The sequence below is a fragment of the Pseudocalidococcus azoricus BACA0444 genome (assembly GCF_031729055.1).
GTDB classification, from domain to species: Bacteria; Cyanobacteriota; Cyanobacteriia; order Thermosynechococcales; family Thermosynechococcaceae; genus Pseudocalidococcus; species Pseudocalidococcus azoricus.
Map to the genome: position 1 here is coordinate 327,398 of NZ_JAVMIP010000002.1, position 15,965 is coordinate 343,362.

The window sequence follows — 15,965 nt, forward strand, 5'->3', positions numbered from 1 at the left end:
CTAGCGCAACGTGATCACCAACTGCTGATCCACCAGGCGAGTTTGGGTGAGTAAATCATCAATGGAAATCCGTAACTGACGGTGCTGATCCACAAAAAACAAAACTTTGAGCCGATCTGTACCGGGTTGACCGAGGGGATTGAGTTGGGCAATGGTGCGGCTGCCCTCTCGATCATTCAAGGCCTGGACAGTGGGTTGATCTTTAATGGTGCGGGTGATCAGTTGCCCCCCCTCAAAGAAGATTTCTGTCCGCTCCTGGGTTTGGCCCAGTTCCCCCATAATTAGCTCCAGGCCCGGCTGATCTGCTGTGGAAGCCCCCAAAATTAATTCAATCGGTTGACTCATGGGATAGGACTGGCCGGGTTGAATAATCGGATGCCAATGATGGGTTTGGCGGCGATAATCCCAATAGCGAATCCCATAGCCGTGATAGAGAAAATCCGCAATTCCCGCCCCTTGATCGAGGTATAAGGCTCCGGTGGCCACCGCTGTCAGGGGATGATCTGCGGCAATTTTATGGGTGGGGAAATGGGAGCGAATCCAGGCCTTGATAGCGGGCATTTGGCAGGTTCCCCCGATGAGGATCACCCCTTCAATGTCCTTGGTTGTGATGCCTTGGCCCCGGGCCTGGTGCAAGACTTGGGTTAAACAATCATCTAAACGACTGAAAAAGTCATGAGTTGCTAAGATTTGCTCCAATTCCGGGCGGGTTAAGGTAATCTGGTGCTCCTGGCCAGTATCGGGATTGCGATAAAATTCCTCGGCCTTGGCCTGGCTAGAGAGCTTGATTTTCAGCCGTTCCCAAAGGCGTAATGTCCAAGGGGTGATAGGGAGATTGTCCTGGGCTTGAAAATAGGCCCCGATCCACTGGTCAATATCGCTGCCTCCGAGTGTGCGCCCGGCCTTACTAATCACCTTGGCTATTTGGCTACTGGGGGAGGGCTGCTCTTTTTGGCCAAGAATCTGTTGTCCCCACTTGAGGAGAAAGCCCCGTGATTCTGGCGGTGTTTGGGGTTGTTGGACAAGAGATAAATCTAGGGTTCCGCCGCCAAAGTCAATCACAAGAAGGGTTTGCGCATCTCCCAGTCCCGTTCCCAAGGCCGCCGCGGTTGGCTCATCCAATAACTTCACCTGTTCTACGTTTAGGGCCTGGCAAAGTTCGGTTAACCAGAGGCGATAGGCCGCAAAACAATCCACTGGCACGGTCAGAACTAGGGATTTTAAGGCATCGGGATGGAGCTTAAGTAACTGTTGGTAAAGATGCTCAATGAACCAAGTGCCAATCTGCTCAAAGGTGAGGTCGCAGCCATCGAGTTTCGGTAAAAACCCCTGAATTTCCGCGCCAATTCCCCGCTTAAAGTTCCGAAAGACGCGTTGATTGTTGCCATGGTTTAGCTCGTTGAGGATTACCTGTTGGCCGAGGGTGAGTTGGGGGATTTGGGCCTGATCCACATAGAGCAAACTGGGAATGAGGGGGGAATCTAAACTCTCGGTCAGGCCTGGCAAAATTACCGGTTCTGGCTGCTGACTAATGGGGTTCCAACGGGCAATTACCGTATTACTGGTGCCAAAATCAAGGGCATAACTCATGGATCCGCCTCCGGGGCCTGGGGGGAACGAAAAGACTCCTGAGATTTTAATTGTTCCGGTTGGTCAAATTGATTGATGGAGTGGGGGGCAAACCCATAGGCATCACGAATAATATACAAGGGCCGTCCTTTCACTTCTGCGTAGATCCGCCCCAAATACTCACCCATAATCCCCAAGGTTAATAATTGAATTCCCCCTAGGAACAAAATTGCCACCATTAACGAGGCATAACCCGGAATATCTCGCCCATAGATCAGGGTGCGGAAGACTAAAGCCCCGGCATAGATTAGCGCGAGGAGGGAAATCAACAGGCCGACATAGAGCCAAATTTTTAAGGGTTTGACACTAAAGCCGACAATCCCATCTAGGGCAAAATTCCACAACCGCCAATAATTCCAGGAACTCTCCCCTTGGAGCCGACCGGGACGATCATAGTGGATCACCGTTTGCCGAAAGCCCACCCAACTAAACAGGCCCTTCATAAACCGATTCCGCTCCGGCAGTTGCTTGAGGACATTCACCACCGCCCGATCCAATAACCGAAAATCTCCCGTGTTGGCCGGAATCGGGGTGTCACTCAACCAGGCCATGACCCGATAAAATCCCTGGGCAGTGATCCGTTTAATCCAAGTCTCTTGAGTCCGGGTCCGGCGCGTTGCATAGACCACATCAAAGCCCTCTTGCCAACGGGAGACCATCTCAGGGATTAACTCCGGTGGATCTTGGAGGTCTGCATCCAGGGGAATGACGGCCCGGCCTTGACTGTGATCAATCCCGGCGGTTAAGGCGATTTCTTTGCCAAAGTTACGGGAGAAGTTAATGACTTTAATCCGGGGGTCTTGCTGATGCTGTTCGATGAGTTGGGCCAGGGTGTGATCACGGCTGCCATCATTGACACAAATCACTTCATAGTCAAGGCCAAGGGGAGCGAGGGTGGCGGCAATGCGAGTAAACAACTGGGCTAAATTGGCGGCTTCGTTATAACAGGGAACGACAAGGGAAAGAACAGGGGTGTTATCCGGCATGGGAGAGATCACCAAAGCCTAATAATTTTGGCTACTAACGCAAGATTGTTGAAGCGATGATTGTGGCAGTGGCAGTAACGATTAAACCAAAGGCTAAATTCACCACTTGCCCGGACGCTTTTTGATAGGTATCGACGCGGACATTGGTTAAGGTCAACTCCTGCTTGATGGCATCCACGTCCTGTTTTAAGCCATCCACATCTTTTTTCAGGCCGTCCACATCCTGTTTCAAGCCATCTACGTCCTGCTTGAGGCCGTCCACATCATCTTCAATCCGCTGGAGTTGCGATAACACTGCCTGTTGAAAGTCTTGCTCAGTCATCATCTTCGCCCGTAGTCCCTAATCTTTGGGGAACTCTTCTTCCTCATTATCAATGATCTCCCCAGGCCCCGATGAGGTTTACTTATGACGGTGATCAGGAAAAATCAGGAATTGCCCTAGAACCCAGGCCTGGTCGGACTTCCCATCACTTTTTTCCTGAGTTGACGGCTATCTACCCTAGGCAGACCCTTTACATCTCGTTAGAATAGTAAATATTTCGTAACATTACTTAACACTCACCATGTTTGGAACCACCACCTTGACGGCTGACTGGGGCGAGCAACTAATCAATTCCGTAGCCACCCAGGCCATTACCCATCTGTTTAGTGAGAGTGAGGCTGTCTCCGTCAGTGTCGGCTGTTTCCCAGCGGCAAAAATTTTACAGGGCAAGGTGGACAGCTTCAAAATGCAGGGACGGGGCCTGGTGATTCGGCGGCAATTTCCGGTCACTGAGATGTCCTTTGCAACCGATGCGGTGGCCTTAGACTTGGGGGCAATTTTCCAAGGTAAACTCCGGCTCCAGCAACCCACCCAGGCCATTGCCGAAATTACCTTATCAGAAGCAGGGATTAACCAGGCCTTTCAAGCGGAACTGGTGCAAAATCGCCTCAAAAATATTCTCACCCCAGAACTAGCGGCAATTTCCGGTGAAGAGCCGGTCTCCTTTACCAATGTCCAAATCCAGTTGCTGCCCCACAATCAAGTCCAGTTGCAAGCCGAAGTCGAGTTGCCCTTTCATGGTCTTGTCCCGATTAAGGTGATTACTGGCCTGGCCATTGAACGGCGGACTCGGATCCAATTTATCCAGGCCCAGTGGCTTGGCGAGGATGTTCCCCCGGCCCAACAACTGATTAGCCAACGTTTAACGGAGGCCTTTGTTGCGCTCTTGAACGGCATGGTGGACTTAGACCGCTTTGATCTCGATGGGGTGGTGTTGAAATTAAATCGCCTGATGACAGTGGGAGATCAACTGGTGCTGAGTGGTTATGCGGAAATTCGCCATTTTCCCGTCACAGGAGAGCAAACCCCGGCCTGGCAACCGATGGCGGCTTAACGTTCCCAATCACCCGCCGCAGATAACCTTGAACTCCAACCGATAACCTCTCATCGGTCGGTGTGCATTGGGGTTGTTGGGCTGCTTGTTGGTTAACTTTGGGCTGCATATCGTGCTCTGTGTGCAAAAGGAGCAGCCAGCGAAGTCAATATTTCTGCGCGGCTGGCCGCACCACAATTTCGTTCACGTCCACGTCGGCGGGTTGTTCCACAGCATAGGCGATGGCGCGTGCAATGGCTTCGGCGGGAATCAAGTCAATGCGAAACTGCTCTATTACGGTCTTTTTCATTTCAGAGTCTGAAATTGTATTGGGCAGTTCCGATTCGGTCGCTCCTGGGGCTATTATTGTCACCCGGATGGTGTTACCCATTTCCTGCCTCAGACCTTCCGATACCACACGCACGGCGTGCTTCGTGGCGCTATAAATCGTGGACGTAGGCCCGACCCACCTATCGGCAACCGATGTAATATTGACGAAATGACCAGAGTTTTGGGACTTGAAAACCGGCAGCGCCGCTGCAATGCCATACAACACGCCTTTCAGGTTTACGTCAATCATCCTGTCCCATTCTTCTACCTTCAATTGTTCAAGTAAGGAGAGCGGCATCAAGCCCGCATTGCTAACCAACACATCAACACGCCCGAATTGTGCTTGTGCGAACTGGATAAATTTTTCCAGTTGTTCTTTTTGCGTAACGTCCAAAGGGGTGAAGCGAACTTCTCCTCCGGCGGCCTGAATTTCGTCTGCAATGGTCTTTAAGTTTTCGATGCGCCGAGCACCCAAGACAACTTTAGAGCCTTTGGCCGCTAAAAAGCGTGCAGCAGCTTCACCAATTCCACCACTGGCACCGGTAATAGCGATGACTTTCCCTGTAAGTCCTTCCTGTTGTGACGTGGTAAGCATACTCAGTAGGTTACATTTTAACAACATAGGTTACATTTTAACAAATTGTGACTTTCAATCACAGAAACGCTACGCGCAAGCAGCCTAACGATCATGGTCAGCGGTAGCAGATAATCTCAAACTCAACTCCAGCGGCTTTCTCCTGTCCGCTGCATTTGAATTGTTAGACCTTGCATGATAACAACTCTAATGACCTGCAAAACAGCAATCCAATGCCAAATCTGGTTTGCGTAGTTCCCACTAGGTTGAATCCAACAGCGCTGTAGAAGTCTTTGGCATGAGGGTTCCCAATGACATGAATGGCTTTTGATCCTTGGTTGCGCGCTACATCCTCGCAGTGGGCGATCAACATCCGGGCGATACCTTGTCGCCGTTTTTCCGGTTCAACAAACAGCGCGTCTAGTTAGGATATCTATTGTGATTGGTCTTTTTTCGTCCCAAAAGATCATGGAATCGAGAAATTCTATTGCGGGAGTTGAGGTGATAAGCTTAAAAATAAATTCAGCCTCCTCCTCTGTCTCAAAAGACAGAAAATTAACAGTATCATCGAACATTACTGGCTTCCCCTTTATAGGCTTGACAAGGCAAAACTTTAGTTGCTTATAAAGCCCAGAAATCGCTATCTTCCAACCTTTGAAAGAGTAAGAACCAATGCCAAATATAGAGTAAGGTGGCTTACTTTTATAGATAGAGCTTTTTCTATTTTTTAGATAGTTATCATGATCGAGCAAATATTGCCAAGTTTTAGGAGCTATATTTTGGATGTTGCTTGTATCATCACCAACTGATTGTTGTGTAACTAATACAAATCTTCGACAATTCTCTATTCGACCATTGCCGATATCTGAGCTTTTCAAGAGAAGATACAAATATTTCTCTTCCATATAGTAATTTTTACCTATCCCATTTAAGAATAAAGTATCGTAGATCTGCTCTAGCTCCATCACCTTGGAACAATCATGTTTTATTCCAGAACGCCAAACATACTTCAAATTCTGACCTGCTAAGTGTTTCCACTTCTCATACTTAATAGTATCTCTGAGAATTAATCCATCTCTCTCACCGATCAGATAAGATATTTCTCTTGATTTTAGATTCTCATAAACTTTGCAATCAGAGTTGTCAACAATATCAGCAGTAGATAAGACAAAAAGACAAGCCTCAACGGATGCTCTAAAATGAAACTTTGCATCGATGAGGTAGATATGGGTAGAAAATCTATTTCCTGATTTCCTCCTTGCCTGACGAATTACCTTGCGAGCAACAGAATATTTACACAGAACGGCTATAGTTCCTTCTCGCTCTGATAACCACTCAACATACTTTAGAAGCATCCATTCAGAAATATCGAAATTCCCTGAGCCAGTTATAGCTTCGATACCTCGCCGGTTTTGAAAGTTCGATTTTGAGGGGAGATTTTGACTATTAAGAATACTCAACTCACTACTTGTCACCCAAGGAGGATTACCAATGACCAAAACATACCCTGAAAACTTTGAAATTAAATCTCTCCAATTGGTTTCAAAAAAATCTGATTCATACAGAATCACATTATTTGAATTTTGATGATTTGATATAGATAATCTTGCTTCTTCAACATATTTTTTATTTATGTCTAAGCCTATGATCTTAGAATCTAAAAACTCATCAACTGAGGCTCGAATAAACGCGCCCTTTCCACAATTTGGCTCTATGACAATGTCCGGTGATATTTTGTGATTTATTCTAAGAACTTGAGTGACTTCTCTAGCAAGAGAATCAGGAGTCTGAAAGTCACCAAATTGCCATTTATCCAATGATTTTGCCATTCTCACTCATCGAACTCTAACTATTCCTGAAACACTACCAGCTTGTTGAATGACTCGACCATGCTGTAGTCTCCACTGAGGAGCATTTGAGATTGTTAAGTAACCTTGGTTCGGGGGTGATTCTAAAATCCTATCAGCTAGTTGATATACACCTATTTCATCAACAGGCAAATTTCTCTCCATCATGAAGGCAATGATATCATCTTTATTTCCATCTCGACTCAAGATATCTAATATCCCTCTAGTTGTTTGGAAATCTCCCGTCCTGCTCTTATCAATGAAAATAGTATGCTGCATATCTAACCTTCCAGTTCTATTCTCAGGATCATCATACTTGTCGTAAACAAAAACTAGAAGATGATACCCAAGCCCAAACACTTTCTGCGTCGTTGACTTAAAAGGGCAAGAAGATTGTGGTTGCCTTATACTTGTAACTTTAATATCAACTTCAAGAGTAGGAAGATCGATGCCTGAAGCTGAGTTACCTGCTTGGCAATTGTAATTCTGAACTAAATAGGCTGTGAATTTATGTTCAAGATAAGTTCCGACAGCTTTTCTATCAGTCACACCATAAAGACTAGGTTCATCGTAGACAGACTCTATTTCAGCGAATCTGGCTGCCTCAATACATAAGTCTTCTATGGTCAATACTGGTCGTATTTTTCTTTAATATCTCGTCACTGCAATAGTACATCGGTTTGAGAACACAGCGAAGATCGCGTCAAAGCTTTCTACTGCGGAAACATAGGAGGGTTGCTCTTTGGCAGAGGGATGAGTATACACCTAACTCTCAGATTAGGATAATTACTTTGCGTCTGCTTCGGTTTCTAGGTTAATGACATAATCACGCAGGGCCTGGTAAATTCTCTCAACGCTGTTCATCGTCCCTTGGATAGTTTGGAGACTATAGCTGCTGGAACCACTGGTTGTCAGGGGAATTGGCCCTAAAAGGCTGAGGATTTGTTCGCTGCCGTCCCTTGACTCTGGGTTCATTAAGGTGGCATCTAGGCTCGCAGTGTAGTCCCAAAACCGGCCAATTTCCGGGGGGGAATAAAGGGGTTTAGCCTCTGATATCGGGGGTTGGGGTAACTGCCCGGTTGGCTCCTCAGAACTGCGTAACTGCCGTAATTGCTGGGTAATGGCCGCCTTAGATTTGCCCCGCAGTTGAAACAGAATAAAGGGATCTCGACCAAAGTGCTCCCCCAACAGGTAATAGACCGCGCCAATGTGTTTGCAGGGATTGACGGGATCGGGACAGTCACAGTGGCTATGAATATCAAACTTACTAAAGGGAAATAGACTGAGGCCACTGCTGATAAAGGCTGATTCAATATTGTGGGGCATTTCTCCCGCTAAGAGCTTGGCCGCAAACAGGGCCTGATCCGCCATCGCCTCAATCACAAACTGCCATTGTTCTTCCGTAAAGGGATCTAAAGAAAGCTCAACGTTATAGGGGGCAGGGGCCGTCCCTTGAACCTGGGCAAAAACCTGATTTTTGTTAAATTCTAAATTCAGTACCCGACCTTCCCGCACATAATTCCGGGCCCGCTCCATCCGCCGCCGCCAACCAAAGGATTCTAAAACATCGACCCAACGTTGACTCCACCATTCCCGACTTTCCAATTGCTCAGTATTTTGGTCTTTTTGGGGCAGGGGGGCAAAGGGTTCGGGGGGGAGAACTTCACGGCTCAGGGCCGGGCTGGGGGTGATGGCGGGTGACTCTGGATTTTCGGCCTGTTCCTTGGCCCGTTTTTCCTTGAGGCTGGCTGCTTTCCGGGTGATCCGCAGAATGTCAGGTTGTTTCATAGTGATTCACTGTCCATAATGGCGTTGCGGTCAAGTAAAAGTAAGTCTCGCAGGTGTTCTGTATCTAATTCCGTCAGCCATTGCTCACCGGCCCCGACAACTTGCTCGGCGAGGGCTTTTTTCCGCTCAATCTGCTCGTGGATTTTTTCTTCTAAGGTGCCAGCACAGACAAATTTATGAACTTGGACATTGCGGGTTTGCCCAATCCGAAAGGCGCGATCCGTGGCCTGGTTTTCCACCGCCGGATTCCACCACCGATCAAAATGAAACACATGATTGGCCCTGGTTAGGTTCAACCCGACTCCCCCAGCTTTGAGAGAAAGAATAAAAATCGGCGGGGCCTGGGGATCCTGTTGAAATTGATCCACCATGGCTTCCCGTTTGGGCTTGGGCGTACTCCCAGATAAAAAGAAGACTTCCCGGCCGGTTTGAGTTTGTAAATAGGCCTGGAGCAGTTTGCCCATTTCCGCATATTGAGTAAACAGTAAGGCCCGATCCCCTGCGTCAATCAACTCTTGGAGCATTTCAATGAGGCGCATTAACTTCCCAGATCGAGAGGCAGCAAGCGTTTTTTCTTTTAGGTATTGGGCCGGATGATTACAAATTTGTTTGAGTTTTGTGAGGGTCGCTAAGATATGTCCCCGCCGTTCAATGCCGCTGCTGTTTTCAATGTCTTGTAATGATTTTTTAACCACTCCTTCATAGAGGCTGGCCTGTTCCAGACTGAGGCTACAAAAGACGGTCATTTCCAGTTTGTCGGGCAAGTCTTGGATGATGGATTGATCGGTTTTAAGACGGCGGAGGATAAACGGCTGAACATAGGTTTTCAGGGCTTCTAAGGAAGTTGTATCACCATAGCGTTCAATGGGAATGGCATAGCGTTTTTGAAAATAGGGTTTGTTGCCGAGATAGCCCGGATGGAGAAAGTCTAAAATTGACCAGAGTTCAGTGAGGCGGTTTTCTAGGGGGGTTCCGGTTAAGGCAATCCGAAAACTTGTCTGCAATTCCCGCACGGCTTTAGATTGACGAGTTTCTGAGTTTTTAATATTTTGGGCTTCATCGAGAACAACATTTTGCCATTTAATCGGTTTCAGGCTATCTAAATCGCGATAAATTAGGGCATAACTAGTCAGAATAATGTCATGTTTTTTAACGATTTTTTGAAAGGCTTTTCCTTTGGAACGCTCGCTACCGTGATGAACCCAGGCCTGGAGTTGGGGGGCAAACTTTTTAATTTCTCGTTCCCAATTCCCTAAAACAGATGTGGGACAGACTAATAGCGTGGGCGCAATTGGATTTTTTTGGTTCTTGAGGTGCAGCAGAAAGGCGAGAAGTTGAATTGTGTTGTGACAAAGGATATTATTTGCAATAAAATTATGGTGTTTGACAACTTGCACATCATAAACCCAACCCGAATAGTCAATATCTTCAATGGAAACAATTGGACAATAGAAAACTTCTTGGGTATTGAGATGAACTAAGGTATCTCGGAACTCATTTAGTTTTTCCCGTTCTAGAGTTTCATAGGCTTGAAGAGTTTGAGTTGTCCATTTTGAGGGTTTGAGTTGACGGTAGTTGATTTCTGATTGTCCACTTAGCACTAAATCACAATGGCTGATCACTCGTTGTAAACTTTGATGGGAGAATTTTTGAGTACCGTTAATATAGACTGGGCTATGCATTCCTAAATGTCGGAGCGGTAAGCGGGTTTGCTCAACCATATTCCTGACCACATCACTTGCCGGAATGCCCTCAATGTTGGTATTACAAGTTATATCAGCAATCTTTTTGAGTTTGCCTTGTTTTATTTCACTGATAAATCCAATTTCTTGTTGAAACCGCCTTAAGCCCACGCCGCCAATTGTGCCAATATAGTATGTCCGCTGAATATTTTTTCCATTGGTCGCACTCTTTTGTTTGGGGGTGACTCGTAACCAAATGCCAAAACGTCTGAGTAAAGTTGCCAACTGTTTAATAATTACGGGTGAGGCTGTGGCAATTTCAACACTACGCATGGTTTGAATTACAGAGCCTTCCGCTTCAAAATAATGACTTAAAAACGTTTTGAGACAAGCTGAATCCCCTGTCATAATGAACTCAGGAATGGCCTTATGGGCAGATCGTTGTCCCCAAACATAGCCTTTTTCACTCAGAAATTGCTGATAATTGCGGCTGTTAATCCGTAAATCGGGGACTTGATCAGAAAATTGTTTAATAGTTGGGTGATTAATCCTAAGCTGATAACGTTGGGCAATACGAGTGATTGTATCTTGAAGATCAGTTAAAACTGCAATATTTTTCTGGGTAATTCGCAAAGACGCTGATTCTAAAATCTCATACCCTTCCGCAATTTGCCAGGCCAAAAACTTGACTAAATCTAGGTCAATGGGTTTTCCAGGCCAAACTAAGTGACTTGGAACACAGACATAATCACCAACCGTTAGCTGATTTGTCCAACCCCGATGAGTAAGGAGCTTATGACGATAGGTAATGAGAATTTCACTGCCATCTGCCAACCGGACTTGTCGTAATTTTTCCTTAACTTCCTGTCGATATAATTTTTGAACTGGGGCTGTGACAATTTTGCCAGTTGTTTCCTCAATACTATTAACAATGAGGGGAGTTGTTGGTGTTGTCCAATAGCCTTCACCATCAAATTCAGTCACTCCGGCGTAGTCTTCCCAAACCTGTTGAATAGGTTGCAAGTTGCCATTGACAAATATATCTCCAATAAAACATTTCCCCAGGCCCATGTCGTCCGCCAAACAAGCCCCCAATCGCCAGCGTTCAAGAAATGTTAACCAACTCACACCCCGGGCCTGGTAGGGTCGTAATTCGCCTTCAAATCCGGGTGGGTTACTAATCGGTTCGAGGCTTTGTTTCCCCGTTAAGGCATCCAATAACGCTTTGAGATTTTCATCGGCATCCAGGCCAACCACAGGTAATTTTTCTAAGGTGACACTTTCCCCGGTGGCGATCCGCAACACATCTTGGAGGGTTAACCCAGTGGTGGCTTTACGGGTGGCAAAAAAGGCCTGGGCCGCCTGAATATCTTGGGGGCGTAACTCCACCCATTCTCCATCCACTTCCACCACGGGACTATTGAGGGCGACCAAGCGATCAAACTCGGCCTGGGTCATGGCTCGATTGCCCAAGGACAGATCCCAACGAAAATCTAATAAACTGGCAAGTCCCAGGCCCTGATGATCCTCCTTGGGAATAGCAGCCGTAATCTTCAAGCCCAAGCGGGGAACAGGGGTTTGACGATGCCGTTCCAGGCCAGGGGGCATAACCAAGCCAAAGCCACTGTCTTCTAGACGGGCCGCGCCAATTTTGAGAAACGTATAAACCTGGGCCGAATTTAACTCTTGGCCAAGGGGGCGGGCTGTTTTTAAGCTGGTTTCCAAATCGGGATATAACCGCACCGCCAGGCCCAGGCCAGTCAAAAGGGTTTCTTGGGGCCGCTGGATGATCTGGTTTTGATAGGAGATTGCGTCAGCGGGTTGTTGCCAAATCTCAGCCGCGGAAATGCGCCAATCTGGTTGATCTGCCGATTGCAGCCCAAAGGTTAAGGACCAGGAAGCCAACTCAGTCGGGGGTGGGACTAACTGAAAATAAACCTGCCAGCGATGTTGACCGGTGACGGTCGGCGCAATGGGAGCTAACCATTGATCAAGGGTTTCGAGCCACTGATGAGAATCTGGGGACTTGGGTAATGGGCTGTAGGGGGTCAGGAGGGCCTGGAGCCATTGTTGGGGGGCATTGGCGGCTTGTTTTCGGAACCCAGGGCGGCCCATCTCCGGCATCAGCTTAGGAACTTGCCCCACCAAGTAATTAATCAACCCCTGTAAATAGCTGGTGATCAGGTCTGGGGGGCTAGGGGGAATTGGAATTTCTGGGGAATGGTCAGGATGGGGCTCAACGTAAAACCGAAGGGACTGGGGCATCTGGGTGGCAAAGAGATCGAGGCGGTGGCGGTCGGTCACACTATCCAACAATGGCAGCCAAAAAACCTCAATCTGTTCTGGATCCGCCCCAGGCCGATGCACAGGCACAAACTTGCCACGCCCAACTAAATCCAACCCCCAACGGGTAATATGGCTCCAAAACCGTAAATCATCGCCTATGGTGATTGGGCCGGGGGCCATGGCGGGGAGATGGGTAAACCAGGCCAGGAGAGGTCCCAAAGGGATTTCACCGCCCGTTAGTTGCCAAGGGATGAGGACATCGGGGCAGGCAGTCTTGGCTTGGGGGTCGCCATGGAGGAATTGGGAGGAACTGGGGATCAGGTGTGTTTCTGTGATCACGGTGGGCAGGGCCAAGTGAGTGGATTTGGGGGTGATCGCGCCGCCCAGGCCGGGGGCAATTGATGCTAAAGCCGTCTCTAACTCAGCCAACCCGAGGCCATAGGGATAAGGAGCGACATCCGCAGAGATTGCCGTAATCGTCTCAGCCCCGGCCCGCCACCGCTCACCCCAGAGATAAAATTTCTCACCTTGCGCTCCAATCACCCAACTGCCGTGGAGAATTGTCATGGGGGTTTACTGGCCTTTGACGGAATAATAGAGACGGAATAATATAAAGCGCAAAAATTGAGACCCCGATCCGTGGATCTCACTACCCTGCATCTTTTCAATCCTAACATTAGCCCTTCAGCCAACCCCAAACCCAGGCCATTCGCCATCCTAAGCTATAGTGTCAGGGAATCATTAACCCATAAAAAATAGGGAGAAGACGTTGGTAGTACGCACCCTCCAGAAGACCATCATGCACAAGTTGTTCAAGCTATCTGGAATTGTTTTACTCTCATGCTTGAGTTTAATGGCCTGTGACGGAGACGCGCCGCCAGCCTCAACATCCACTCCCACTGCCCCCAACGCGACCCCAACCAGCAGCAATCGCCTGGCCATCATCAAACAACGGGGCAAATTAGTCTGTGGTGTGAGTGGTGAACTGCCTGGCTTTAGCTTTGTGAATGCTCAGGGGAACTACGCCGGCCTGGATGCGGATATTTGTCGAGCCGTGGCCACCACCCTATTTAATGATCCCAATGCCGTTGAATTTCGCAATCTCAATGCCAAGGAACGATTTTTAGCCCTGCAAACGGGAGAAGTGGATCTCCTCAGTCGCAATACCACCCTGACGATGAGCCGCGACACCAATCTAGGGATTACCTTTGCCCCAGTTGTCTTCTATGACGGCCAGGCCGTGATGGTGCGTCAAAACAGTGGGATTACTAAACTGGCGGATCTGGCTGGAAAATCCGTCTGTATGCAAACCGGCACCACCAACGAGCAAAACTTTACGGATCAGATGCGAACCCTGAAGGCCGCCTTTACCCCCGTTGTCTTTGAAGATGTGAATACCACCTTTGCCACCTATGCCGAGGGACGGTGTGATGCGGTTACAGCGGATCGCTCTCAATTAGTCTCACGCCGTCAAACCTTACCCAATCCCGAGCAAAATATTGTTTTACCAGAAGTTTTCTCTAAGGAGCCATTGGCCCCAGCGGTAATTGCCGGAGACCCGGCCTGGAGAAACATGGTTCGGTGGACAATTTATGCCCTCATCAATGCCGAAGAATTGGGAATTACCCAGGCCAACCTCAATCAACAACTCCAAAATCCAGATCCCAATGTGCGGCGATTTTTAGGGGTTGAGGGAGAACTCGGCCAAGGGCTTGGGGTCGCTCCAGACTTTGTGGCCAATATCATTAAAGCCGTGGGAAACTATGGCGAAATCTATGAACGGAATCTAGGGAGCCAAACGCCCTTAAAACTGGAGCGGGGACAAAACAACCTCTGGACAAAAGGCGGTCTGATGTATTCACCTCCTTTTCGTTAAGGGGTTAAATTCAACTGGCGGCCAAACCCTGAGCCTGATCCCGTTTAGGGATGCCATTTATAATTGAACGAATGAGTTCTTAAGGGAGCCATCGCTTAAATGATGACCGCAACTCTGATTCAGGCCGTGCCAAATGAGGTGACGGACAAGTTATCCTACTCTCCTGAGGAATATTTAGAAATAGAGGAGAAATCTGATCTGAAGCATGAATATCGAGATGGGGAAATTGTTGAGATGGCCGGTGGAACAACAAACCATAATGAGATTGCTGGTAATTGTTATACATTTTTGAAATTAGCCCTTAAAGGCAAACAGTATCGCATTTACTTCGCTGATGTCAGATTATGGATGCCCCAATTTCGCCAATTTACCTATCCCGATGTGATGGTTATTCAGGGTGAGCCAATCTATGTGGGCAAGGGAACCACAACCATTACCAACCCGATGCTGATTGTCGAGGTATTATCCCCATCCACCCAAGACTATGACCGAGGGACAAAGTTTACCCGCTATCGCTCGATTCCTGAATTAAGAGACTATATTCTGATTGATCCGGATCAGTTTGCCATTGAGCAGTTTACTAAGAATCCAGAAGGACAATGGGTTCTAACAGATATTCACGGGGAGGATCGTTCTCTAGTTTTGGCCTCTCTTGATGTACAAATTAGGCTGAAGGATATTTATGAGGGAGTGATGTTTGCGGTTGGTGCGGAACAGGAGTAGAGAGGGGATCAGATATCGTGGATGATCAAAAGCTTGACAGTGATGGAGTGTCCCCCATTACCCTCATTTCGGCGAAAAATCCGCCCCTAACAGAAGTGCTCCAGGAGTTTTGGCACTATCGAGAGCTACTCTATATGCTGACGCTCAGACGGATCAGTGTCCGCTACAAACAAACCCTTGTCGGCGTTACCTGGGTGTTACTTCAGCCCCTAGTGGCAATGATCATTTTCAATATTATTTTTGGCAAGTTAATTAAGATTCCTACTGCTGGCGTGCCTTATCCAATTTTTGTTTATGCCGCTTTAGTGTTATGGACGCTGTTTGCGGAAGGGGTGAATCGGGCTAGTGGCAGCTTAATTGGGGAGTCCCAACTGATTTCTAAAGTCTATTTTCCGAGATTGATGATTCCGATTGCGGCGGTGGCCTCGGCCTGGATTGATTTTGTTGTATCGTTGTTTCTGCTGTTGCCCTTGACCTTTATTTATGGTTTGCGTCCGACTTGGAGCCTTGGGCTGATTCCAGTTCTGATGGTCGTAACGATGGTCTTAGCCACGGGAATTGGGTTATTTTTCGGTGCTTTGAATGTGCGTTATCGCGATTTCCAGTATCTTGTCCCGTTTTTAATGCAGATTCTCTTTTTTGCTTCTCCTGTGATTTTTTCAGTGGAAATTGTCCCGCCGCAGTTCCAGAAGTGGTATTACCTAAATCCAATGGCGGCCGTGATTGATGGGTTTCGGTTTGCAGTGACGGGGATTACGCCGCTGAGTGGCTGGGCCTTGGCCTGGTCTATGGTGTGTGGGGTGATTTTCCTTGGCCTGGGGGTTCTGACGTTTCAGGCGGTTGAGCGAGAATTTGCGGATGTGATTTAGGAATATCAAAGAAAGTCCAT

Annotated in this window: 13 protein-coding genes; 4 read left to right on the plus strand and 9 right to left on the minus strand. The window is 47.8% G+C overall.

Annotation, left to right across the window (positions count from 1 at the left end):
* Genes RIF25_RS04040 through RIF25_RS04050 form a run of 3 tightly spaced genes read right to left on the minus strand, consistent with a single transcriptional unit; the run spans position 1 to position 2,940 of the window.
* Positions 1-1,590, minus strand: a complete 1,590-nt coding sequence (locus RIF25_RS04040) for an Hsp70 family protein (RefSeq protein ID WP_322877269.1) — start codon at positions 1,588-1,590, stop codon at positions 1-3.
* Complete coding sequence (locus RIF25_RS04045) at positions 1,587-2,615, minus strand: glycosyltransferase family 2 protein (RefSeq protein ID WP_322877270.1); 1,029 nt, start codon at positions 2,613-2,615, stop codon at positions 1,587-1,589. Before RIF25_RS04045 ends, RIF25_RS04040 begins: the two co-directional genes overlap by 4 nt.
* Before the next feature lie 34 nt (positions 2,616-2,649).
* A complete protein-coding gene (locus RIF25_RS04050) occupies positions 2,650-2,940 on the minus strand; it encodes a hypothetical protein (protein WP_322877271.1) in 291 nt (96 codons plus the stop codon).
* Positions 2,941-3,178: 238 nt separating this feature from the next.
* Here RIF25_RS04050 and RIF25_RS04055 point away from each other — a divergent pair, with 238 nt between their 5' ends.
* Complete coding sequence (locus RIF25_RS04055) at positions 3,179-3,991, plus strand: LmeA family phospholipid-binding protein (protein WP_322877272.1); 813 nt, start codon at positions 3,179-3,181, stop codon at positions 3,989-3,991.
* A gap of 145 nt (positions 3,992-4,136) precedes the next feature.
* Here RIF25_RS04055 and RIF25_RS04060 read toward each other — a convergent pair whose 3' ends face one another.
* The 6 genes from RIF25_RS04060 to RIF25_RS04080 all read right to left on the minus strand — a co-directional run bounded on the left by RIF25_RS04060 (position 4,137) and on the right by RIF25_RS04080 (position 13,044).
* The gene (locus RIF25_RS04060) at positions 4,137-4,922 is read right to left on the minus strand and encodes an SDR family oxidoreductase (RefSeq protein ID WP_407682311.1); all 786 of its coding nucleotides are present in this window, start codon (positions 4,920-4,922) and stop codon (positions 4,137-4,139) included.
* Positions 4,923-5,058: 136 nt separating this feature from the next.
* Positions 5,059-5,247: a hypothetical protein gene (locus tag RIF25_RS17130; protein WP_407682312.1), complete on the minus strand. Its 189-nt coding sequence runs from the start codon at positions 5,245-5,247 to the stop codon at positions 5,059-5,061.
* Between the two features lie 31 nt (positions 5,248-5,278).
* Positions 5,279-6,703 (minus strand): TRM11 family methyltransferase, encoded by a 1,425-nt coding sequence (locus RIF25_RS04065; RefSeq protein WP_322877273.1) that lies wholly within the window; start codon positions 6,701-6,703, stop codon positions 5,279-5,281.
* Positions 6,704-6,709: 6 nt separating this feature from the next.
* On the minus strand, positions 6,710-7,345 hold the full coding sequence (locus RIF25_RS04070) for a type II restriction-modification system restriction endonuclease (RefSeq protein WP_407682323.1): 636 nt from the start codon (positions 7,343-7,345) through the stop codon (positions 6,710-6,712).
* Between the two features lie 162 nt (positions 7,346-7,507).
* Positions 7,508-8,509: an SWIM zinc finger family protein gene (locus tag RIF25_RS04075; RefSeq protein ID WP_322877275.1), complete on the minus strand. Its 1,002-nt coding sequence runs from the start codon at positions 8,507-8,509 to the stop codon at positions 7,508-7,510.
* Positions 8,506-13,044: an SNF2-related protein gene (locus RIF25_RS04080; protein WP_322877276.1), complete on the minus strand. Its 4,539-nt coding sequence runs from the start codon at positions 13,042-13,044 to the stop codon at positions 8,506-8,508. The genes RIF25_RS04075 and RIF25_RS04080 overlap by 4 nt, the downstream gene beginning before the upstream one ends.
* Before the next feature lie 232 nt (positions 13,045-13,276).
* On the opposite strand from RIF25_RS04080, the gene RIF25_RS04085 reads away from it, so the two are divergent.
* From RIF25_RS04085 to RIF25_RS04095, 3 genes are all read left to right on the plus strand, one after another.
* Complete coding sequence (locus tag RIF25_RS04085) at positions 13,277-14,353, plus strand: amino acid ABC transporter substrate-binding protein (RefSeq protein WP_322877277.1); 1,077 nt, start codon at positions 13,277-13,279, stop codon at positions 14,351-14,353.
* Positions 14,354-14,452: 99 nt separating this feature from the next.
* On the plus strand, positions 14,453-15,076 hold the full coding sequence (locus RIF25_RS04090; protein ID WP_322877278.1) for a Uma2 family endonuclease: 624 nt from the start codon (positions 14,453-14,455) through the stop codon (positions 15,074-15,076).
* Between the two features lie 17 nt (positions 15,077-15,093).
* Positions 15,094-15,945: an ABC transporter permease gene (locus RIF25_RS04095; protein WP_322877279.1), complete on the plus strand. Its 852-nt coding sequence runs from the start codon at positions 15,094-15,096 to the stop codon at positions 15,943-15,945.
* The last annotated feature ends 20 nt before the right edge of the window (positions 15,946-15,965 follow it).

Coding starts and splice junctions, on each gene's coding strand:
- RIF25_RS04060 (WP_407682311.1), bottom strand. CDS start 4,922: ATGTTGTTAAAATGTAACCTACTGAGTATGCTTACCACGTCACAACAG.
- RIF25_RS04085 (WP_322877277.1), top strand. CDS start 13,277: ATGCACAAGTTGTTCAAGCTATCTGGAATTGTTTTACTCTCATGCTTG.
- RIF25_RS04075 (WP_322877275.1), bottom strand. CDS start 8,509: ATGAAACAACCTGACATTCTGCGGATCACCCGGAAAGCAGCCAGCCTC.
- RIF25_RS04065 (WP_322877273.1), bottom strand. CDS start 6,703: ATGGCAAAATCATTGGATAAATGGCAATTTGGTGACTTTCAGACTCCT.
- RIF25_RS04080 (WP_322877276.1), bottom strand. CDS start 13,044: ATGACAATTCTCCACGGCAGTTGGGTGATTGGAGCGCAAGGTGAGAAA.
- RIF25_RS04040 (WP_322877269.1), bottom strand. CDS start 1,590: ATGAGTTATGCCCTTGATTTTGGCACCAGTAATACGGTAATTGCCCGT.
- RIF25_RS04045 (WP_322877270.1), bottom strand. CDS start 2,615: ATGCCGGATAACACCCCTGTTCTTTCCCTTGTCGTTCCCTGTTATAAC.
- RIF25_RS04090 (WP_322877278.1), top strand. CDS start 14,453: ATGATGACCGCAACTCTGATTCAGGCCGTGCCAAATGAGGTGACGGAC.
- RIF25_RS04055 (WP_322877272.1), top strand. CDS start 3,179: ATGTTTGGAACCACCACCTTGACGGCTGACTGGGGCGAGCAACTAATC.
- RIF25_RS17130 (WP_407682312.1), bottom strand. CDS start 5,247: ATGTTGATCGCCCACTGCGAGGATGTAGCGCGCAACCAAGGATCAAAA.
- RIF25_RS04050 (WP_322877271.1), bottom strand. CDS start 2,940: ATGATGACTGAGCAAGACTTTCAACAGGCAGTGTTATCGCAACTCCAG.